General features: G+C 67.6%; 18 protein-coding genes. 12 read left to right on the top strand and 6 right to left on the bottom strand.

Translation table 11 applies throughout. From position 1 onward, the window contains the following. Positions 1-70: 70 nt before the first annotated feature. The 4 genes from uxaC to C8N44_RS14845 are packed head-to-tail and all read left to right on the top strand — an operon-like array spanning position 71 to position 4,511. The gene (gene uxaC, locus C8N44_RS14860) at positions 71-1,477 is read left to right on the top strand and encodes a glucuronate isomerase (RefSeq protein ID WP_107977557.1); all 1,407 of its coding nucleotides are present in this window, start codon (positions 71-73) and stop codon (positions 1,475-1,477) included. Positions 1,478-1,517: 40 nt separating this feature from the next. Continuing rightward, positions 1,518-2,342, top strand: coding sequence for a 5-dehydro-4-deoxy-D-glucuronate isomerase (kduI, locus tag C8N44_RS14855; RefSeq protein ID WP_107977556.1), 825 nt, complete (start codon positions 1,518-1,520; stop codon positions 2,340-2,342). Continuing rightward, a complete protein-coding gene (kduD, locus tag C8N44_RS14850; protein WP_107977555.1) occupies positions 2,339-3,085 on the top strand; it encodes a 2-dehydro-3-deoxy-D-gluconate 5-dehydrogenase KduD in 747 nt (248 codons plus the stop codon). Before kduI ends, kduD begins: the two co-directional genes overlap by 4 nt. Then, positions 3,075-4,511, top strand: coding sequence for a mannitol dehydrogenase family protein (locus tag C8N44_RS14845; RefSeq protein WP_107977554.1), 1,437 nt, complete (start codon positions 3,075-3,077; stop codon positions 4,509-4,511). Before kduD ends, C8N44_RS14845 begins: the two co-directional genes overlap by 11 nt. A gap of 494 nt (positions 4,512-5,005) precedes the next feature. On the opposite strand, the gene C8N44_RS14840 is transcribed toward C8N44_RS14845, so the two are convergent. Next, a complete protein-coding gene (locus C8N44_RS14840; protein WP_158274059.1) occupies positions 5,006-5,872 on the bottom strand; it encodes an AraC family transcriptional regulator in 867 nt (288 codons plus the stop codon). A gap of 163 nt (positions 5,873-6,035) precedes the next feature. Between C8N44_RS14840 and C8N44_RS14835 the strand changes: the two genes are divergently transcribed. Genes C8N44_RS14835 through C8N44_RS14800 form a run of 7 tightly spaced genes read left to right on the top strand, consistent with a single transcriptional unit; the run spans position 6,036 to position 15,650 of the window. Beyond that, positions 6,036-7,427 (top strand): family 4 glycosyl hydrolase, encoded by a 1,392-nt coding sequence (locus tag C8N44_RS14835; protein WP_107977552.1) that lies wholly within the window; start codon positions 6,036-6,038, stop codon positions 7,425-7,427. Beyond that, positions 7,427-8,311, top strand: coding sequence for a carbohydrate ABC transporter permease (locus C8N44_RS14830; RefSeq protein WP_107977551.1), 885 nt, complete (start codon positions 7,427-7,429; stop codon positions 8,309-8,311). The genes C8N44_RS14835 and C8N44_RS14830 overlap by 1 nt, the downstream gene beginning before the upstream one ends. 4 nt (positions 8,312-8,315) lie before the next feature. Further along, a complete protein-coding gene (locus C8N44_RS14825; RefSeq protein WP_107977550.1) occupies positions 8,316-9,230 on the top strand; it encodes a carbohydrate ABC transporter permease in 915 nt (304 codons plus the stop codon). Next, positions 9,230-10,357, top strand: a complete 1,128-nt coding sequence (locus C8N44_RS14820) for an ABC transporter ATP-binding protein (RefSeq protein WP_107977549.1) — start codon at positions 9,230-9,232, stop codon at positions 10,355-10,357. The genes C8N44_RS14825 and C8N44_RS14820 overlap by 1 nt, the downstream gene beginning before the upstream one ends. Positions 10,358-10,378: 21 nt before the next feature. Then, positions 10,379-11,641, top strand: coding sequence for an ABC transporter substrate-binding protein (locus tag C8N44_RS14815; protein WP_107977548.1), 1,263 nt, complete (start codon positions 10,379-10,381; stop codon positions 11,639-11,641). Between the two features lie 56 nt (positions 11,642-11,697). Then, positions 11,698-14,301 (top strand): polygalacturonase PglA, encoded by a 2,604-nt coding sequence (pglA, locus tag C8N44_RS23645; protein WP_210204169.1) that lies wholly within the window; start codon positions 11,698-11,700, stop codon positions 14,299-14,301. Further along, on the top strand, positions 14,298-15,650 hold the full coding sequence (locus C8N44_RS14800; RefSeq protein ID WP_107977547.1) for a pectinesterase family protein: 1,353 nt from the start codon (positions 14,298-14,300) through the stop codon (positions 15,648-15,650). The genes pglA and C8N44_RS14800 overlap by 4 nt, the downstream gene beginning before the upstream one ends. Here the strand turns inward: C8N44_RS14800 and C8N44_RS14795 are convergent. The 5 genes from C8N44_RS14795 to C8N44_RS14775 all read right to left on the bottom strand — a co-directional run bounded on the left by C8N44_RS14795 (position 15,647) and on the right by C8N44_RS14775 (position 20,166). Then, on the bottom strand, positions 15,647-16,279 hold the full coding sequence (locus C8N44_RS14795) for an isochorismatase family protein (protein ID WP_107977546.1): 633 nt from the start codon (positions 16,277-16,279) through the stop codon (positions 15,647-15,649). The genes C8N44_RS14800 and C8N44_RS14795 overlap by 4 nt on opposite strands. Position 16,280: 1 nt before the next feature. Further along, positions 16,281-16,793 (bottom strand): flavin reductase family protein, encoded by a 513-nt coding sequence (locus C8N44_RS14790; protein ID WP_107977545.1) that lies wholly within the window; start codon positions 16,791-16,793, stop codon positions 16,281-16,283. Positions 16,794-16,808: 15 nt separating this feature from the next. Then, on the bottom strand, positions 16,809-18,089 hold the full coding sequence (locus tag C8N44_RS14785) for an amidase (protein WP_107977544.1): 1,281 nt from the start codon (positions 18,087-18,089) through the stop codon (positions 16,809-16,811). A gap of 66 nt (positions 18,090-18,155) precedes the next feature. Then, positions 18,156-19,235, bottom strand: a complete 1,080-nt coding sequence (gene rutA, locus C8N44_RS14780; RefSeq protein ID WP_107977601.1) for a pyrimidine utilization protein A — start codon at positions 19,233-19,235, stop codon at positions 18,156-18,158. 190 nt (positions 19,236-19,425) lie between these two features. Further along, positions 19,426-20,166, bottom strand: a complete 741-nt coding sequence (locus C8N44_RS14775) for a GntR family transcriptional regulator (protein ID WP_107977543.1) — start codon at positions 20,164-20,166, stop codon at positions 19,426-19,428. A 120-nt stretch (positions 20,167-20,286) separates the two neighbouring features. On the opposite strand from C8N44_RS14775, the gene C8N44_RS14770 reads away from it, so the two are divergent. Further along, positions 20,287-21,516, top strand: a complete 1,230-nt coding sequence (locus C8N44_RS14770) for an MFS transporter (RefSeq protein ID WP_107977542.1) — start codon at positions 20,287-20,289, stop codon at positions 21,514-21,516. Positions 21,517-21,676 lie beyond the last annotated feature (160 nt).

The raw sequence follows: 21,676 nt of genomic DNA, 5'->3' as shown, positions 1-21,676 counted from the left end.
GGAGTCCCTCGATTGACACAACTGCTATGCTAACATATTAGGTGATCAGGGGATAGAGGAGACACACACCATGGCCCTGACCGACCCGGATCGCCTGTTTCCGGCGGAGCCGGCCCTGCGCGGGCTGGCGCGCGAGCTTTACGAGGGTATCGCCGACCTGCCGATCATCAGCCCCCACGGGCACTGCGATCCGCGCTGGTTCGCCGAGAACGCGCGCTTCCCCAACCCTGCCGAACTTTTCGTGGTGCCCGACCACTACGTCTTCCGCATGCTGGTCAGCCAGGGCGTCCCGCTCACCGATCTGGGGGTTCCGCGCGTCGACGGGGGCGCAACCGAAAGCGACCCGCGCCTGATCTGGCGCCGGTTTGCCGAGAACTTTCACCTGTTCCGCGGCACGCCTTCGTCGATGTGGCTCAACCATTCGTTCGAGCATGTCTTCGGCATCGACATTCCGCTGAACGCCGACACGGCCGACACCTACTACGACCACATCGACGGCAAGCTCGCGGAGGAGGCCTTCCGCCCCCGCGCGCTGTTCGAGCGGTTCAACATCGAGGCGCTGGCCACGACCGAGGGCGCGCTGGACGATCTTTCCGCCCACCGCGCGATCCGCGACAGCGGCTGGGGCGGGCGGGTGATCACCACCTACCGCCCGGATTCCGTGGTAGATCCCGAGTTCGAGGGTTTTGCCGAGAACATCGAGAAGCTGGCCGAGATCACCGGCGAACCCGCCACCACCTGGGAGGGCTACCTCGCCGCGCACCGCAAACGCCGCGCCTACTTCAAGGAGTTCGGCGCCACGGCGAGCGATCACGGCCACGCCACCGCCCGCACCGAGGATCTGCCGCAGGAGGTCGCCGCCGAGCTGTTCCAGAAGGCGCTTGCGGGCACCTGCACCGGCGAGGAGGCCGATGCCTTCCGCGGTCACATGCTGACCGAGATGGCGCGCATGAGCCTCGATGACGGGCTGACGCTGCAGATCCACGCGGGTTCCTGGCGCAACCATTCCGCGCCGGTCTTTGCCGCGCATGGCCGCGACAAGGGCTTCGATATCCCGATGCGGACCGACTACGTCGGCGCGCTGAAGCCGCTTCTGGACGCGGTGGGGATGGAGCCGGACCTGACGGTGATCCTCTTCACGCTGGACGAAACGGTATATGGCCGCGAGCTGGCGCCGCTGGCCGGTGCCTATCCCGCGCTGCGGCTCGGCCCGCCGTGGTGGTTCTTCGACAGCGCCGAGGGCATCCGTCGCTTCCGCGAGGCCACGACCGAGACCTGCGGCTTCTACAACACCGCCGGCTTCAACGACGACACGCGGGCCTTCTGTTCGATCCCCGCGCGCCACGACGTCGCCCGCCGCAGCGACTGCGCCTACCTCGCGACTCTCGTCGCCACGGGGCGGCTGGCGGAAGCAGATGCGCCCGAAGTCGCGCATGACCTGACCTACGGGCTCGCCAAGGCGGCCTACAACCTCTGACCGCGCAGCCGCGCGACAATATTCCACGAAGGAGGACGAGATGACCCAAGCAGAGACGCGCTACGCCATCGATCCGGCGACGACAAAGACGCTCGACACCCAGGGGCTGCGCGACCAGTTCCACGTCTCGGGCCTGTTCAAACCGGGCGAGATCAAGCTGGTCTACAGCCACTACGACCGGCTCATCCTCGGTTCCGCCGTGCCCGACGGCGGCAGCCTGACGCTCGACGAGGTGCCCGAAACCGGCACCCCGAGCATCCTCGACCGTCGCGAGATGGGCGTGCTCAACATCGGTGAGCCCGCCGCGGTCAAGGTCGGCGGCGAAAGCCACGAGATCGGCCGGGGCGAGGTTCTCTACATCGGCCTCGGCTCGGGCCCGGTGGAGTTCACCGGCAAGGGCCGGTTCTACATCCTCTCGGCGCCCGCGCACCGCGCCTGTCCCACAAAGCTCATCAAGGCGGGCGACGCGCGCCGGGTCGAGCTCGGCTCGCGCGAGGCGGCCAACGAGCGGGTCATCATGCAGTTCCTTCACCCAGAGGTCTGCGAAAGCTGCCAGCTTCTCATGGGCTACACGCAGTTCGCCGAAGGCTCGGTCTGGAACACGATGCCCGCGCACCTGCACGACCGCCGGATGGAGGCCTATCTCTACTTCGATCTCGACGAGGGCGGCCGGGTCTTCCACTTCATGGGCAAGCCCGAGGAAACCCGCCACATCGTCATGGCCAACGAAGAGGCGGTGATCTCGCCGCCGTGGTCGATCCACTCGGGCGCGGGCACCGGCAGCTACACCTTCTGCTGGGCCATGGCCGGTGACAACGTCGACTTCGCCGACATGGACATGGTCCCGATGGAGGTGCTGCGATGACATCGCCCTTCACGCTCGAAGGAAAGCGTGCGCTGGTCACCGGTGCCAATACCGGCATCGGGCAGGCCATCGCCGAGGGGCTGGCGGAGATCGGGGCGCATGTCGTCGCCGCCGGCCGGTCGTCCTGCGACGAGACGGTGACGCGGATCAAGGATGCCGGCGGTTCGGCCGAAGCGATGCACCTCGACCTTGCCGATCCCAAGGCCGCCGTCGCGCGGCTCTCCGAGGCAGGCGATCTCGACATTCTCGTCAACAACGCGGGCATCATCCGCCGCGCGGATTCGGTCGACTATTCCGAGGCCGACTGGGACGACGTCATGGACGTGAACCTCAAGGCGGTCTTCCTGATGTGCCAGGCCTTCGGCAAGGCGGCCCTGGCGCGCGGGCAGGGCGGGCGCATCGTCAACATCGCCTCGCTGCTGTCCTTCCAGGGCGGCATCCGCGTGCCCGCCTACACGGCGTCCAAGCACGGCGTCGCGGGGCTGACCAAGATCCTCGCCAACGAATGGGCGGGGCAGGGCGTCAACGTGAACGCCGTGGCCCCCGGCTACATCGCCACCAACAACACCGAGGCGCTGCGCAACGATCCCAAGCGGTCGGCCGAGATCCTGGCGCGCATTCCCGCGGGGCGCTGGGGCGAGGCCGCCGACATCGCGGGGGCCGTGACGTTCCTCTGCACGCCCGCCGCCAACTACGTGACGGGCGCGGTGCTCAACGTGGACGGAGGCTGGCTTGCCCGCTGAGGCCCGCCTGACCCGCGACGGCCCGGCGCCTGCGCCTGGGATCGTCCACCTTGGCCCGGGGGCGTTCTTCCGGGCCTTCAATGCCGTCTACACCGACGAGGCCATGGCGGCCGAGGGCGGCGCTTGGGGCATCCGGGCGATCAGTCTGCGCAGCCCCGACGCGCGCGACCAGCTGATGCCGCAGGGCGGTGTCTTCAGTTCGGTCACGCTGGCGCCCGAGGGGCCGCAGGTGCGGGTGATCGGGTCCGTGGTCGACGTGCTCGTCGCGCCCGAGGACCCCGAGGCCGTGGTCGAGGCGATGAGCGATCCGGCCATCCGCATCGTGTCGCTGACCATCACCGAGAAGGGCTATTGCCACGAGCCCGCCACCGGCACGCTGCGTGCCGATCATCCCGACATCCTGCACGATCTGGAGGGCGGTGCGCCACGCTCGGCACCCGGCTTCATCGTCGAGGCGCTCGCCCGCCGCCGCGCGGCGGGAACGGCGCCCTTCACGGTGCTCTCCTGCGACAACCTTCCCTCGAACGGGCGGCTTGCGCGCGGGGTCATCCTCGATTTCGCCCGGCGGCGCGACGCCGCGCTTGCCGACTGGATCGAGGCCGAGGTCCGCTTTCCCGGCACCATGGTCGACCGCATCACGCCGGCGACCACCGAAGCTGACGTGGATCGGCTGGCCGAGCTCAAGGGCTGGCACGACCCGGCCTGCGTGCAGCACGAACCCTTCCGCCAATGGGTGATCGAGGACGAATTTCCTGCCGGTCGCCCCGCCTGGGAAGTGGGCGGCGCGCAGTTCGTGACCAGCGTCGACGCGCACGAGACCATGAAGCTGCGCTGCCTCAACGGCACGCATTCCTCGCTGGCCTACCTCGGCTACCTTGCCGGGTACGAGACCATCGCCGAGACGGTCGGCGATGCCGATTTCGCCGGGCTTTGCGAGCGTCTCTGGGGGCGCGAGATCCTGCCCACCGTGCCACAGCCCGAGGGTGAGGACCTGCCCGCCTATTGCGCGGCCCTGCTCGAACGCTACCGCAATCCCGCCATCCGCCACCGGACCTGGCAGATCGCCATGGACGGCTCGCAGAAGCTGCCCCAGCGCCTGCTGGGGACGGTGCGCGACAACCTCGCCGAAGGGCGCGAGGTGCCCGGGCTTGCGCTCGCGGTGGCAGCATGGATGCGTTACGTCGGCGGCACGGACGAGAGCGGCGCGCCCATCGACGTGCGCGACCCGCTGGCCGACCGCCTCAAGGCGCTTTGCGACGCCAAGGAAACGCCCGAGGGCCGCGTCGCGGCGCTGCTCGGCGTGCGCGACGTCTTCGACGCCGAGCTTGCCGACAACGAGGCCTTCGCCACCGCCGTCACCGCCGCCTACCGCGGGCTGGAGGATTTCGGCGCCCGGGCCATGGTGCAAGCCTACGCCCGCGGCTGAGGCCGTGGCAGCAGTCTCGAGGATTTTCCTTTCGGCGAGGAAAACACCGTTTCAAAACAGGACAGCGCGATCCCGGCTCCGTGCCGGGACCACGCTGTCTTGTCAAAGAGGTCAGCCTATCGCGAGCGTGTCCCGGGACGCCGGCACTCGGTGCTTCGCTTCAGGCGATGCGGTGAGTCCCTCGAAGGAGCGCAAGCCGAGCGGTCGAGCGCGAAGCCCCTTGCGCGGACTCAAGGCCGAAGGCCGCAGCGCATCGTCATGCTGAAAGCATGCCTCCGGCATGACCGCCCCCCACGTGGCGAGGATTCGGCCAGGCGTGGCGCCTCGTGTTGAGGTCTTGCTGGACTAAATCACGGGGATCGACGGCCCGGATCGCCACCGCGCGCAGCTCATTGCTCCATGATGAACGGCGGCAAAGTCCCGCAAGGCGACGGTTCGCCTCGATCGCGGCAAAGCGGCGTTGCTGCCAGACCCTTGCAGTCAGTAGCCTCGCCTCAGCCCATCTCCTCGTGCGTCATCCGCGCCGTGCCCTTCGCGCGGTAGCGCGAGGGCGGTTCGCCGATATGGCGCTTGAACATGCGGCTGAAGAAGTAGGGATCGGAATAGCCCAGCTCGGCTGCGACTTCCTTGACCGACAGCCCCATGTCCAGCCGGGAGATCGCGAATTCCATGCGCTTCAGCTCGCGGAACTTCTGCGGCGTCATGCCGATGCGTTCGCGAAAGGCGCGGCGGAAATAGACCTCGTTGTAGGGCACGCTCGCCAGCGCCTCCTCGACCCCGGCGCCCAGCGGATCGGTGCTCAGGCGCGAGGCCACGAACATGATGTGCAGCGACAGCTGGTCCTGGCTTTCGGGTTCCGCGTCGCCGTTGTTCCAGTCGATGAAGGCATCCTCGAGGAAGGACAGAAGGATCACCATGAACTGGTGATGCTGCGGCAGGCTGGTGCCGCCGCGCGGCGTCGTCTCGCGGTAGAGCTGCGCCAGCGGGCGCAGCGTATCCCAGCGGCTCAGCCGCACTTTGCGTCGCAGCCGCATCTGCGCGATCACGTCGCCACGGCCGAAGAGATCGAGCGTGAAATGCTGCGCTACACCGGTGTAGAGGCCGGGCGCACCGCCGTGCCAGCCGTGAAATCGCTCGTAGGCGCGGATCAGCATGGCCTCGCCCGGCTCGAGCGTGAATTCCTCTTCTCCGATCCGGTAAAACCCATGTCCCGTCAAGGGGATGACAAGGTCATGCACAGGGTTGAGCTTGTCGATCCGCCACTCGGGTCGGTGGTTCATCGGGATCGACGAACGTGCCAGCCGCAGCGACAGCGACTGCGCCGGAATCTGGTTCAGGGGGAAATGTGCTGTTTTATCCATCTTTTTCTGACATAGCGGACATTCATTCAAGGTGCACGCTGGCGTAGCGTGCATCAAGAGCCGAAAATACCACTGGAGGAAGGTGGTTTTTCGGGATCAGAGGGAGGAGGCCGTTCATCTCGTGCGTGCAGGGCACTGCGCGCCGGGCTGGAACGTGACGAGCATGAAAGATATCGAACATCCAATTCCGGTCAGGATCGCCTATGTCGGCGGCGGGTCCCTCAACTGGGCACCGACGCTCATGGCGGACCTTGCCCACGACACGCGGCTCGACGCCGAGGTCCGGCTCTACGATCTGGACCCGGCCGCGGCCGAGCGCAATGCCCGCATGGGGGGGCGCTACGCCGAGGTGTCGAACGGTACGCCCGCGCGGTATCGCGCCGTGCCGAGCCCGCGCGAGGCGCTGGAGGGCGCCGACGTGGTTGTCGTCTCGATCCTGCCGGGCCGTTTCGACGACATGGCCCAGGACATCGGCATCCCGGCGCGCTACGGCATCCCGCAGGCGGTTGGCGACACTGTGGGCCCCGGCGGTTTCGTCCGGGCCATGCGCGCCATTCCGATGCTGGCCGAGATCGCCCGTGCCATCGGTGAACACGCGCCGAATGCCTGGGTCTGCAATCTCACCAACCCGATGAGCGTCCTGACCGGCGCGCTTCACGCCGCCTTCCCGGGCATCCGCGCGTGGGGCGAATGCCACGAGGTGACCAAGATCCGCCGTCAGGTGGCGGGCATCGCCAACGCCGACGCGGGCAGTGATCGCTGGAGCTTCCGCGATGTCGAGGTCAACGTGCTCGGCATCAACCACTTCACCTTCGTCGACGCGATCTCGCTGGGCGGACGCGACATGCTGCCCGCCTACCGCGCCTTCGCCGCGGCCAATGCCTCCGGCGTGAACGAGACGGTGCCCGGCGAGGACGCCGAGCACGACCGCTACTTCGGCAGCAAGTGCCTGGTGAAGTTCGACCTCTACGACCGCTTCGGCATTCCGGGCGCCGCGGGCGACCGCCACCTGGCCGAGTTCCTGCCCGTCGGCGACTATCTTGCCGACCCGGGCCGCTGGGGTTTTGGCCTGACGCCGGTCGAGTATCGGACCCGCGACCAGGCCCGCAGGCGGGCACGCGCCGAGGCGCTGGCTGCGGGCGAGATCGCGCCCGTGGCGAAACGCTCGGACGAGGCGCTGATCGACCAGATCGTCGCGCTGGCAGGTGGCGGGACCTTCGTGTCGAATGTGAACCTGCCCAACCGCGGCCAGCTTGCGGGCATCCCCGAAGGCGCGATCGTGGAAACCAACGCGCTCTTCTCGGGGCTCGGGATCACGCCGCTGGTGGCGGGGCACCTGCCCGAAGGGCTGCACGACATCATCGCCGATCACGCCGCACGCCAGAGCGCGCTGCTTCAGGCCGTGATGGCGGGAGAGGGCGGGGCGCTTTTCCCGCTCTTCCACGAGGACCCGCTGGTGCGGCACATGCCCGAAACCGAAGCCCGCCGCATGTTCGGCGAGATGATCGCCGCCACATCGGCCTGGCTTCCCGAGAACCTGAAAGGGGCTGCCTGATGGGGGGTGACAGCAAGTATCTCGGGCTCTGGTACGTTTCGCCCTACCTGATCGGTCTGGCGCTCTTCACCGCCTTTCCGTTCGTGGCGTCCTTCTACCTCAGCTTCACCGACTACGACCTGCTCTCGCGGCCGGAGTTCGTGGGGCTTGAGAACTATCAGAAGCTCTTCACCCGCGACCGGACCTTCGACAAGTCGCTCAAGGTCACGCTGATCTACGTCTTCACCACGGTGCCGCTGAAGCTGATCTTCGCGCTCTTCATCGCGGTGGTGCTGAACTACCGGCTGAAGGCGATCAACCTCTTCCGCACGGCCTACTACGTGCCCTCGATCCTGGGCGGCTCGGTCGCGATCGCGGTTCTGTGGCGCTACATCTTCGCCGACACCGGCCTCGTGAACATGGTCATCACCGGTCTTGGCGGCGAGCCGATCAACTGGTTCGGCGACCCGAACAACGCGCTCTTCACGATCACGCTGCTGCGCTGCTGGCAGTTCGGCTCGGCCATGGTGATCTTCCTCGCCGCGCTGCAGTCGGTCGACCGCTCGCTCTACGAGGCGGCCGCGATCGACGGAGCGGGGCCCTGGCAGATCTTCCGCTACATCACCCTGCCGCTGATCACGCCGGTGATCTTCTTCAACCTCATCATGCAGACGGTGCAGGCCTTCCAGGAGTTCAACGGCCCCTACATCATCACGCAGGGCGGACCGCTGAAATCCACCTACCTTCTGCCGCTCTACATCTACGACGAGGCCTTCAAGAGCTTTGACATGGGCTACGCCTCTGCCATCGCCTGGGTGCTTTTCGTCATCATCATGGTGCTGACCCTCATCGCCTTCTGGTCTTCCAAGAAGTGGGTCTACTACGCCGGCGACAAGAGGAGCTGAGCCCATGGTCACGCTTTCCGATCTTCCCTCGCAATCCAGCCGAGAGCGCACGCCGCCCACCGCGCTGGAACAGAAGCTGCGCCGCAAGGCCCGTATCAACGCGGTGATCCGCTACTCGCTGCTGACGGTCATCGGCCTCGTCATGATCTACCCGCTGATCTGGCTGGTGGGGGCTTCCTTCAAGACCAACTCCGAGATGTTCTCGTCGCCCGGCTTCTGGCCAAGCGAGCCCACGCTGCAGGGCTACATCGACGGCTGGCAGACCTCGACGCCCTATACCTTCGGGCGGTTCTTCCTGAACTCCATGTGGATCATCATCCCCAAAACCATCGGCACGGCGATCTCGTGCACGCTGGTGGCCTACGGGTTTGCCCGCTTCGAGTTCCCCGGCAAGAAGATCCTGTTCGCCACGGTCATCGCCACGCTGCTGCTGCCCAACGTCGTCACGCGCATACCGCAGTACCTGCTGTTCCGCGACATCGGCTGGCTCGACAGCTTCCTGCCGCTCTGGGTGCCCTCGGCGCTCGCCGGTGACGCCTTCTTCGTCTTCATGGTGATCCAGTTCCTCCGCGCCATCCCGCGCGACATGGAAGAGGCCGCCCGCGTCGACGGGGCCAACACGCTGCAGACGCTGATCTTCATCGTCGTGCCGCTGCTGATGCCCGCGATCATCTCGGTCTGCCTGTTCCAGTTCATGTGGACCATGAACGACTTCCTCGGCCCGCTGATCTACATCTCGTCGGTCGAGAAATACCCCGTGAGCCTCGCGCTCAAGCTGTCGATCGACACGACCGAGGCCTTCGCCTGGAACCAGATCCTCGCCATGTCGGTGCTGACCCTCGCGCCCTCGCTCACGGTGTTCTTCCTGGCACAGAAATATTTCATCGAGGGGATCTCCACGGGAGGGGTCAAGGGCTGATGGCTGAGCTTCAACTGAAATCGGTCGAAAAGACTTACGGCAACGGGTTCAAGGCGGTGCACGGCATCGACCTGGAGGTCGAGGAAGGCGAGTTCATGGTGCTGGTGGGTCCCTCGGGCTGCGCCAAGTCCACCACGCTGCGGATGATCGCGGGGCTCGAAACCATCACCGGCGGCGAGGTGCAGATCGGCAGCCAGGTGGTCAACGACCTGGTGCCGGGCAAGCGTGGCATCGCCATGGTGTTCCAGAACTACGCGCTCTACCCGCACATGAAGGTGCGGCGGAACCTCTCCTTCGGGCTGCGTCTCAAACGCCAGCCCAAGGATCAGATCGAAAGCGCCACCACCGACGTGTCGGGCATCCTCGAGATCGAGGCGCTGCTCGACCGGCTGCCCAAGCAGCTCTCGGGCGGGCAGGCGCAGCGCGTGGCGCTCGGCCGGGCACTGATCAAGCAGCCCGAGGTCTTCCTCTTCGACGAACCGCTGTCGAACCTCGACGCCAAGCTGCGCGCCTCGATGCGTGTGCGGATCACCGACCTGCACAAGCGCCTGCGCGAAGAAGGACGGCCCGCGACCGTGGTCTACGTGACCCACGACCAGGTCGAGGCCATGACCATGGGCGACCGCATCTGCGTCATGAAGGACGGCCACATCATGCAGGTGGCCGACCCGGCCACGCTCTACGAGCGGCCCGCCAATGCCTTTGTCGGCGGCTTCATCGGCATGCCCGAGATGAACCTCGTGCCCGCGGTGCTCACCCGCGAGGACGGCGTGCCGCAGCTCACCACCGGGGGGCAGACCATCGCCGTGCCGGACGGGCTCGCCCACCGGATCTCGACGCCCGAGGGCGCGGTCACGCTGGGCATGCGTCCGCAGCACCTGGAACTGACCGAAGCGGAGGCGCCGGGCGCCTTCACCGCCGAGATCGTGAACTTGGAGTTCATGGGCCACGAGGTGAACCTGCACGCCCGGCTGGGCGACGCCGTGATCGTCGCGGTCGTGCCCTCCGAGGAGCTCGACCGCAACCTGGCAAGGGGGGATCGCGTCGGCCTGCGCCCGCTCGGACCCCGCATCCATCTTTTCGACAGCGAGACCGGCCGCAACGTGTCGCTCGCTCAAGGCAACTGATCGTCAAGGGAGGAGAAGACGATGAAATCAAGGATCCTGGGCATCGCGCTCACAACAACGGCATTGGCCGGAGCGGCCAACGCGGCGGACCTGCGGATGAGCTGGTGGGGCGGCGACAGCCGGCACATCGCCACACAAGAGGCGCTTGCCGCCTGCGGCGAAAAGCACGGCCACAGCATCAAGCCGGAGTTCACCGGCTTCTCCGGCCACTTCGAGAAGCTGGCCACGCAGATCGCCGGCGGCACCGAGGCCGACATCATGCAGGTCAACTGGCCCTGGCTGCCGATCTTCTCGGCAAACGGCGACGGCTTTGCCGACCTCAGCGAATATTCCGACACCATCGATCTTTCGAACTGGTCGGACGAACAGATCGAGGCGGGCACCATCAAGGGCGCGCTCAACGGCCTGCCTGTCTCGACCACAGGGCGGCTCTTCGTATTCAACAAGACCACCTGGGACGAGGCAGGGCTCGAGTTGCCCGAGACCTGGGAGGACCTCATGGCCGCCGGCCCGGTCTTCGCCGAGAAGCTGGGCGAGGACTACTATCCCTTCGAGGGCATCGGCCTCGACGCCGCGCTGCTGGTGACGCTTGTCGGCACGCAGCGCACCGGCAAGCCGCTGATCGACGCGGAGACCAACGAGGTGCTCTGGTCGCAGGAAGAACTGACCGATGCCATCAACTTCTACCAGTCCATGGTCGACAACCACGTGATCGAGGCATGGCGCGACCGCGCGGCCTCGGGCGTGAACGCGCTGCAGGAGAACCCCGACTGGACCAGCGGCAAGATCGCCGGCACCTACCAGTGGGATTCGACCTACTTCAAGATTTCCGACCCGCTCGAGGAGGGGCAGGAGCTGGCCTATACCGACCTGCTCACCCAGGAGGGGCAGGAGACGCCCGGCATCTACCGCAAGGCCTCCATGGTCTTCGCGATCTCGGCCAATTCCGACAACCCCGAGGCCGCGGCCGAGGTTCTCAACTGCCTGCTGAACGAGGAAGAGGGCGTCGCCGCGCTGGGCTCGACCCGCGGCGTTCCGGCCTCCAACGCGGCCCGGGAGCAGCTGCTCGAGGCGGGCGCCATCGAGCCGGTCCAGATCGAGGCGCAGAACCTCGTGCTCGAGGCCGAGGGGCCGAAGATCCACCCCTTCATGGAGCACCCCGACGTGCGTTCGGTCATGTCCGACTCGCTGGAGCTCTTCGCCTACGGTGAAATCGACGCCGAGACTGCCGCCGAGGAAATCCTCTACGGCATCGAGGAAACGCTCGAGGACGTCGACTCCTGATATCAGCTCCGGCGGGCCGCACACGTGGCCCGCCGCCCATCTCCCGACGGTTCACCATGTCCGATCTTTCCCTGATCGCCCTGTCCGCGCGGACAGCGGCCCTGCTTCTTGCGCCCGAAGGCGCCCGCTACAGGCTGCCCCGCGCGGTGGACTGGACGCTCGCGCCCAAGGGCGGCGACACGGTCGCCTCGGGCCGCGCGCAGATTGCGCCGCTCTTTTTCGAGGGGCTCGAACCGGGCCGCGACTACGTCCTGACATGCGATCTCGGATCGCTCGCCTTCTCCACTCCGGCCTGCGCCGGCCTTGTCGAGGCCTCGGACTTCGGCGCGCGCCCCGACAGTCCCGACAACGCCGCCGCCTTCGCGCGGGCCATCGATGCGGTGCCCGCAGGCGGCTGTCTGCGGCTCGATCCCGGGCGCTACGTGACGGGGCCGGTCTTCCTGAAATCCGACATGACGCTCTGGCTGCCCGAAGGCGCCGAGATCGCTGCCCATGGCTGCCGCACCGGCTGGCCGGTGCTGCCCGCCCGTGACGACACGGGCCGGGTCATCGGTACCTGGGAAGGGGTGCCCGAGCCGAGCTTCGCCGCGCCTGTGACGGCGCTGGGCTGCACCGGGCTCACCATCACCGGGCGCGGCGTGATCGACGGCGGCGGCGACCGCGGCGACTGGTGGAGCTGGCCCAAGGAAACCCGCGATGGCGCGCGCCGTCCGCGCACGCTCTACCTCGCCCATTGCCCGGGTGCGCTGCTCAGCGGCTTCACCGTGCGCAACTCGCCCTCCTGGACCGTGCATCCCTACCGTTGCGATGATCTCACCGCCGTGGCGCTTACCATCCGCAACCCGCCCGACAGCCCCAACACCGACGGCTTCAATCCCGAAAGCTGCCTGCGCGCGCGGCTGATCGGGCTCGACATCTCCGTGGGCGACGACTGCGTGGCCGTGAAGGCGGGCAAGCGTCTGGCCGGGCAGAAGGCGCATCTTGCGCCCACCCGCGACCTGCAGATCACCCATTGCCACATGGCGCGCGGCCACGGTGCCGTTGTCATGGGGTCCGAGATGTCCGGCGACATCACCGACGTGCGCATCGCGAATTGCCTCTTCGACGGCACCGACCGGGGGTTGCGGCTCAAGACGCGGCGCGGCCGGGGCGGGCGGCTGGTCCGCATCACCATGGAGAACGTCGACATGCGCGGCGTGCCCACGCCGCTGGCCGTCAACGCCTTCTACTTCTGCGATCCCGACGGGCGCAGCGCGGCCGTGCAGGATCGCGCGCCCGCGCCCGTCGACGCCACCACGCCCGAGATTTCGGGCATCACCCTGCGCCGCGTCACCGCCACCGGCGTGGCGCAGGCCGCTGCCGCCGTGCTGGGCCTGCCCGAGGCGCCCGCCCGCGGTATCACCATCGAGGACATGCGCGTGAGCTACGACCCCGCCGCGCGCGAAGACGTGCCGCTGATGGCGCTGAACGTCGTGCCCGTCCGCCACGGCGGCATCCTGGCCGACTTCGCCGAAGTCACCGGAACCCTGCGCGTGCAGGCAGACGACAAGGAACAGACAGACATGCTGACAGGCTTTTTCGATGCCTATGCCGCCGGGCACGCCCCCTACAAGGGCGGCGCCTGGTGCTACGAGGACGGCTGCATCTACCGTGGCCTCGAATGCCTGCACCGCGCCACCGGCGAGGCGCGCTGGCTCGATCACCTGACCCGCCTCGTGTCGGCACAGGTCGGCGCGGGGCCCAGCCTCGCCGGCTACGACCCCAACGAATACAACATCGACAACATCCTGTCGGGCCGCGCGCTGCTCTACCTCCACGAGGTGACGGGCGAGGGCCGCTGGCTCGACACGGCGGGCCTGCTCGTCGACCAGCTCGCAACGCACCCGCGCACGCGCTCGGGCGTCTACTGGCACAAGCTGCGCTACCCATGGCAGGTCTGGCTCGACGGGCTCTACATGGGCGCGCCCTTCCAGGTGGGCTACGGGCTGCGCACCGGGCGCGCGGATCTTGTCGAGGACGCGCTGCGCCAGGTCGCCACTGCCCTCGACATGATGCATGTCCCCGAAACCGGCCTTTATGCCCACGCGGTCGACGAGGCGCGCAAGCAGCCCTGGGCCGATCCCGAAACCGGGCAGAGCCCCGCCCACTGGGCGCGTGCGCTGGGCTGGCTTGCCATGGCGCTGGTCGACCTGGCCGAACTTGTGGGCCCCGCCGGTTTCGCCCCGCTCAAGGGCCGGACCACGCAGCTCCTCAAGGCCATCGCCGCGCTGCGCCGGCCCGACGGGCTCTGGCTTCAAGTGATCGACCGGCCGGACCTCGACGGAAACTATCCCGAAAGCTCTGCCTCGGCGATGTTCGTCTACGCGCTGCTGAAGGGGCGCACGCTCGGCCTCTGGCCGGGCGACGCCGAGGGGCTGCACACCCAGCTCGCGGCGGGCGTGGTCCGCGACAGGCCCGGTGGCGGGCAGGAGATGGTCGAGATCTGCGAGGTCGCGGGCCTCGGACCCTTCCAGGGCCGCTACCGGGATGGCAGCGCCGAATACTACCTGAGCGAGGCGCGCGTCAGCGACGACGCCAAGGGTGTCGGCCCCCTGATGATGAGCTTCGCCGCCCACCAGGAGGCCGGCCGCCGCCCGCGCGAGGCCGTGGCCGGCGAATGATCCCGAGGCCCGTCCTGACCGAGGCGCAGGCAGCGCGCGTCACCCGCGACCGCGTCCTGCGGCTGACAGGTCCCGTCGCCCAGCCGCGCGAGGACCCTTGGACGCCTGAAGGCGACAGACTGCCCGTACCCGACCATGTCGTCGGCGCAGGTGGCATCGCGACGCTGCAAGAGGCGGTGGACCTCTGCATCGCAGGCAATGCGACAGACAACGCCCAAGGCACCCGCACGCACATCCGCCTGCGGCCCGGCGAGCACGCGGGCCCGGTATACATCCCGCCCGAGGCGCCGACGCTGACCATCTCCGCCGAACCCGGTGCCGTGCTGCGCGCCGATGTCGATGCCGAGATGACGGGGGCCGAGTATCGCGCTCGCTTCGGTGCGGCCTTTGCAAGGGCGCACCCGGCCACACGCCGGATCTTCGAGGCGATCGCCGCGCACGGGACGATTTCCACCGGCAACGCCTCGGTCCTGCGGATCGGGCGCGACGACACGCAACTGCACGGCCTGCGCATCGTCAACGACTACGCCTGTACCCGGCCCGAGGCCGCGCCGGAGGAGGCGCAGCCCGATACGGAAGGGCGCTATGCCAGTGGCCAGCACCAGGCCGTCGCGCTGCATGTGGCGGGCGCGGACCGCGTGCTGCTTTCGGGGCTCAGCCTCTCCAGCTTCCAGGACACGCTCTACCTCGAAACCCCCGATCCCTTCACCCTCTCGCGCGTCGCCCTGAGGGACTGCGAGATCGAGGGCGACGTGGACTTCATCTTCGGACAGGCCACGGCCCACTTCGAGCGCTGCGCGATCCGGTCACGCGGAACACGCCGCGCCATGAGCTGGGCCACCGCGCCAAGCACCAACATCCGCGCACCCTTCGGTTTCGTCTTCGAGCACTGCGATTTCGTGCACGACGGCACGCCCGAGGCTTTGAAAGGGTATTTCCTGCTGGGCCGCCAGTGGTTCCAGTCGGTCCGGGCCACGCCCTATGGCGTGCCCCGCGATCCCGACTTCCGCTGCGAGCCGGGCGAGACTTCGACCTACGACCATCCACGCGGCACCATCAGCCGGGCGACGCTCGAGGCAGTGGGCAAATGTCTCCTGTTGAACTGCCGCCTCGGCGCGCATCTCAATGCGGCCATGCCCTGGGGCGACTGGAACGGCGGCTGCTACGACGCGCGCGGCACCTACCATCCGGCGCCATGGCACCCGCGCTTCCGCCCCGTGCAAAGGCACTACGGCGACATGCGCGCGCATCTTGGCCACTGGCTCGACGCGCAGGGCATCGACCACGCGGGGGTCGATGCCGCCGCGCCGTGGCTCGGCGACTATGGCAGTATTGAAACTGGAACCTAGGCCGCCTTGCGCGTGAGCCAGTCCAGCGTCTCGTCGAGGCTCACCACGTCGGCATACTTCGCGTTCATGTCGAAGAGGTTGGCCTCGTGCGGGTCGGGGTGGCGGTCGCCGCAGGCCTCGCGCACGACGGTGGTGCGGAAGCCGTGGCTCATGGCGTCGACACAACTTGCGCGAACGCAACCGGAGGTGGTCAGCCCCGTCAGCAGCACGCTGTCACAGCCCATCGCCGTGAGGGTCGAGGCCAGCGAGGTGCCGAAAAAGGCGCTCGGATACTGCTTGGCGATCACCAGCTCGTCGTCCTCGGGCACGAGACCCTCGGCGAACTCTGCGGTCTTGCGGCCCGGCAGAAAGGCTTCGAGCGGCGCCGCCTTCTCGAAAAAGCGCCCGCCATCCAGTCCGCCAAGCTGGTAGGTGACGGTGGTCAGGATTACCGGAATCCCTGCATCCTTGGCGGCGCGGCGCAGGGTCAGCGCCGCCTGAAGCGCCGTGGCGCAGCCCTCGCCGCCGTAGAGCGGGCATTCGGGATCGTAGTAGGCATGGGCGAAATCCACGAGGATCAGCGCCGGGCGGTCGCCGAAGCCGACCGTCCGGTTGTAGGCCTTGGCGTAGTTCTTTGCGACGTCACTCATCTCATGCCACCTTTCTGGACAGGGCCTGAAGCCCGTGGAACGCGCTTTCGTGGTAGAGCAGGGGATCGGCCTCGGTGCCCCAGTCGGTCACCGCGACGACCTCGCCGAAGAAGATGGTGTGCGTGCCGAACTCGGTCCGGCCCGCCGCGCGGCAGTCGAAGCTCACCTGCGCGCCTTCCAGCGCCGGGGCACCGGTGGCGAGCGTGGTCCAGCTGCCGCTCTCGAAGCGGGATTCGCGGTCCTTCGGCATGGCGAAGCGTTCCGCGATGGCCTTCTGATCGCAGGACAGGATGTTCACGCAGAAGCTCTCGCTCTCCGAGATCGCCTCGAAAATCGAGGCGGTGCCGTTCACGCAGACCAGCAGGCTCGGCGGTTCGGCCGAAAGCGATGTCACGGCGGTGGCGATCAGCCCGTGGCGTGCCGTGCCGTCGTCGACGGCGATCAGCGACACGCCCGAGGCCAGCCGGCGCATCCCGGCCTTGAAATCTGCGGGGTCGAAGGGAGGCATGGTCATGGGATCTGCTCCTTGTCAGGCGGGTTCGGCCGCGGCCAGCGGGCGGGACAGCGCGGGGGCCAGCAGCTCGGCCAGCCGCAGAAGCCTGCGGTCATGGCCACGCGGCCCCACCAGCTGCACGCCCAGCGGCATCGGCTCGGTGATGACGGGAAGGGCGATGCAGGGCAGCTGCATCGCGGTCCAGAGGGCGTTCAGGACTGGATTGCCAGGGCCACGCCCCTGCGGGGCATAGCCGGGCGCCGCCGGGGCCAGAACGCCGTCCACGTCGGAATAGAGCGTCTCGAAGGCGCGGCGGTGATCGGCCAGACGGTCGTAGGCGGCGAACATGTCGGCCACGGCGTGCCCTTCCTCGCGCCGCGCGCGCGAGATGAAATCACCATGCACCAGCGCGTCGTCGGCCATGTCGAGGTTGCGGAAGGCCGCGGCCCCCTCGCTCATCTGCACGCAGCGGTGCAGCGCGTCGAGATCGTCCATCTCGCCCGGCAGGTCGCGCACCACGACCTCGGCCACGCCGTCGAGCCGCGCGGCAAGGTCGTCCATCAGCGCATGCGCCTCCGCGTCGGCGCGGTCCATGTAGTGCGGACGGCAGATCGCGATACGGGGCAGGGCGGGCACGGCGCCACCCTCGGGCAAGCCGTAGACCTCGGCCAGAAGCGACAGGTCGCGATGCGAGCGGGCGAAGATGCCCACCGTGTCCATGCTCTGGGAATAGAGCTTCACGCCCTCGGCCGAGATCAGCCCCCAGCTTGGCTTGATCGCGGGCACGCCGCAGAAGGACGCAGGACGGATCGTCGATCCGCCGGTTTGCGTGCCAAGCGCCAGCGGCACGTGGAAATCGGCCACAGCCGCGGCGGACCCGGCAGACGACCCGCCCGGCGTGCGCGCCAGGTCATGCGGGTTGGCCGTCGCGGCGTTGCGCCCGGCGGCGGCGAATTCCGTGGTGTCGGTCTTGCCCAGGATCACCGCGCCCGCCGCGCGCAGCATGGCCACGCAGGGCGCGTCGTCGCAGGGCTGCCGCCCGCCGTAGAGCGGTGAATTATGGGTCGTGGGCATGTCGACCGTGTCGATCACGTCCTTGATCCCCACGGGAATGCCCGCCAGCGGACGCGGATCGCCCGGGGCGATTTCCGCCGCCTCGGCCTCGGCGCGCGGGTTCACGTGCAGCCAAGCCCGCACCTCGCCGTCGCGCTCGGCGATGCGGGCGAGGCAGGCGCGCACCAGCTCGCGCGGGGTCAGGCGCTTGTCGCGCATCAGCGCGCGCGCCTCGGTGATGTCGAGCCTTGAGGGATCGGTCATCGCGGCCTTCCGGTCAGAAAGCTGCCCCGCCGCAGGGAGTGTGAGGACGGCGGGGCAGGGGTGCGATCAGGCGGCTTTCGCCTTGTCGCTGCGGCTGGCCATGAGCGGCTGGATCTTCTGCCCGAAGATGTCCATGCCCTCGAGGAAGTCGTCGAAGGTCATCATGATGCCCTTCACGCCCTCCAGCGCGGCCACGTCGTCTAGCTGCCGCGCGATGCTCTCGTAGGACCCGACAAGCGTGCCCATGTTGAAGTTCACCGCACCCTCGGGAAGGTTGATGGTCTTCGCGGTCGAACTGTCGTCCGCGGCGGTGTCCTTGCTGCCCTGATCGGCCATCCATGCCAGCGCGTCGGCATCGACGCCCGAGCGGATATGCTCCCACTTGGCCTGCGCCTTTTCGTCGGTTTCGTCCGCGATCACCATGAACAGCACATAGGCGCCCACGTCGCGGCCGCTTTCCTTGGCCGCCTCGACCAGCTTGTCGACCGAGGGCTTCACCGCCATCGGCGTGTTGATGCCCGAGCCGAGGATGAAGTTGTAGTCGGCGTGGTTGGCGGCAAAGGCCATGCCCTTGGCGCTCTGGCCGGCGGCGACGATCTTCACGTCGCCCTCGGGCGCGGGCGACAGCTTGCAGTCGTCCATGGTGAAGTGCTCGCCCTTGAAGTCGGACGACCCCTTGTCCCAAAGGTCGCGCATGACCTGCACGTATTCCGTGGCATAGTCGTAGCGGTAGCCGAAATACTCGTCGCCGGGCCACAGGCCCTGCTGCGTGTATTCCGCAGGCGCCCAGCCGGTCACGATGTTCACACCCACGCGGCCCGGCGCGATCGAGCTGATGGTCGAGGCCATGCGCGCCGTGATCGCCGGCGGCAGGGTCAGGATCGCGGTCGAGGCGATCAGCTTGATCTTGTCGGTGACGGCGGCAAGGCCCGCCATCAGGGTAAAGCTCTCCAGCGCGTGGTCCCAGAACTCGGTCTTGCCGCCGAAGCCGCGCAGCTTGACCATCGACAGCGCGAATTCGAGCCCGTAGCCCTCTGCCTTCTGCACGATCTTCTTGTTGAGGTCGAAGCTGGCGCCGTACTGCGGCGCGGTTTCCGAGATCAGCCAGCCGTTGTTGGCGATCGGGATGAAGACACCCATTTCCATGTTCATTACCTCCTGTCGTCACGCGTTTTGCGTCATAAGTCCGAACTTAACAGGAGCGTATGCGTGGAAATCCAGTCATCGGAAATGGTATTAGTCCGGACAAGCGGACCGTGCACGAGCATGAGCGTTTTCTGTGCAGAACTTGCGTCCAATGTCTGCGCGGCAGGCAGGGACCGGTTGCCGCCGGGGCTTATTCGGCCGAGAGATTCGTCCGGTAGGCAAAGCTGTCCGCGGGCGAGGTCTGCACCGCGTATTCCATCAGCCGTCCACCCGAAGCGAGATAGCGCCGGGTGATCCGCAGCCCGATGGTGCCGCGCGGCCGGTTCAGCCCTTCGCAGATCTCGTCGGGGATCTCGACCGCGCGGATCTCCTGCTGGATCTCCTCGATCCGCTCGCCGGTGCGCTGCTCGATCTGCTGGAAGAGCGAGGTCCGCTGCACCTGCAGGTCCTCGACCACTTCCCAGGCGATCGGGTCCAGGAAGACCTCGTTCCAGCAGAAGGGCAGGGGCTCGCCAATGAAGTGGCGCGGTCCGGCCATGTAGATAAGGCGTCGGCCGGGGCGGCAGCCAATCTCGGTGGCAAGCTTGCCGCGCATCTCGCGGCGCTCCTTCACCCGGATGAAGAATTCGCTTTCGTTCGCGAACTCGAACAGGTCGTCGCGCGAATTGTTGCGGAACCGCTCGCGCCAGTCGGTGCGCGCGGCCTCCACTCGCGTGCCCACACCCTTGCGTGCGACCAGCATGCCCTTCTTGCGCAGCTGCGCGATAGCTTGGCGCACGGTATGACGGCTCACGCCCAGTTGCTGCGCGAGCTCCGCCTCGGGGGGCAGCAGGCTGCCCACCGCGCGCTCGCCCGAGATGATCTGCCTCTCGAGGCGGTGCGCGACCTGGAGATAGAGCGGTGTCTGGGTGCGCTGCGCTTCGATATTCATCGGGTTTCCTCCCTGAGGGCGGTGCTATCGCCTCGATTGTTGCGCATAAGTCCGGACATATATATAGAAACTCGTACCGAGCGCTGGTTTCACCGCATTCAATGTCCGGACTTAAAGCAAATGACTGAATTCTTGTCGACCCGGAGCTCCGAGCTTCGCCCCCGTGGATGGACCGGCCCCCTTGCCTTGATGACGCTCGTGCAGGTCGCCGCGACCGCCAGCACCCTCGCGCTCACGGCGCTCGCCCCCGCCGTGGCCGACAGTCTCGGCATCGGCGCGCACTGGATCGGCTACCAGGTCAGCCTCATCTACTTCGCCGGCATGTTCGCCTCGGCCTTTGCCGGGTCCGTGGTCGAGGCGCTCGAGGCCGAACGCGTCATCTGGACCGAACTGATCCTCTTCATCGCGGGGCTCGCGCTCCTTGCCACGGCGCAGCCCGTGGCCATGATCGCGGGCTCCATGTGTCTCGGCGTGGGCTACGGGCTGAACAACCCGGCCTCCTCCGAGATCCTCAACCGCTCCACGCCCCGCCACCGGCAAAGTTTCGTCTTCTCCTTCAAGCAAAGCGGCGTGCCGCTGGGCGCGGTGGTCGCCAATGTGGCGCTGCCCTCGATCACCGTGGCGCTGGGCGGGGGCTGGCAACTGGCCATCCTGCTCGCCGCCGCGCCCGCAGCCGTGCTCCTGCTGATCTCCGTCTTCACCGCCGATCCCAGCCCCCGCCGCCGCGCGGCGCCGGGCGGTGCGGTCGCGCGCATGGTCCGCGAACAGGTCGCGCTCTACCGCGACGCGCGCCTGCGCACGCTGGCGTTGCTCGGCGGGCTCTATTCCGCACTGCAACTCGTGGTCACCGCCTTCACCGTGGTCATGCTGGTGGAACACGGCTGGTCCATCGTCGCCGCGGGTTCGGTCGCCGCCGCGCTTCAGCTTTGCGGGGCAGTGGGCCGCATCGCCTGGGGCCTCGCCGCGGACAAGCTCGGCGGGTTCGAGACGCTGGCCCTCATCGGCACGCTCTCGGGGATCTTCCTCTTCGCGCTGAACTGGCTCGACACCTATCCGACGGCGCTGCAGGTGCTGCTCTTCATGGCGCTCGGCGGCGTGGCGAGCGGCTGGAACGGCGTCTTCCTCGCCGCGGCGGCCCGTACCGCGCCCAAGGGCAAGGTCGGCGCCAACACCGGGGCGCTGCTCGTCTACACCTTCATCGGTGTCATAATCGGCCCCTCGGTCTACGCGCTGGTCTATGATCTGGTCGGGGACTACGGGCTCTGCTTCACGCTTTTCTCGGGAATCGGTTTTCTTGGCGCCGTGCTTTCGCTGCGCCAACGCCGCGGTGCGGCATCGAGATCTGCATAAGTCCGAACAAAAATTTGATCGCCCCTCCGGAAAATCTGGTCAAATTCGCATCAATCCAAGTATGACGCCGCGAAACCTGCATTTGCCCCGCAACTCTCGTTGACCGAAGCCTGAATAAGTCCGGACAATGTATCTACAAGCCGGCACAAAGCCGGCGCCA

The organism is Allosediminivita pacifica (assembly GCF_003054175.1).
In the GTDB taxonomy this organism is placed as follows: domain Bacteria; phylum Pseudomonadota; class Alphaproteobacteria; order Rhodobacterales; family Rhodobacteraceae; genus Allosediminivita; species Allosediminivita pacifica.
The sequence above is the reverse complement of the archived record's forward strand: the minus strand, read 5'-3'. Positions and strand labels throughout refer to the sequence as shown.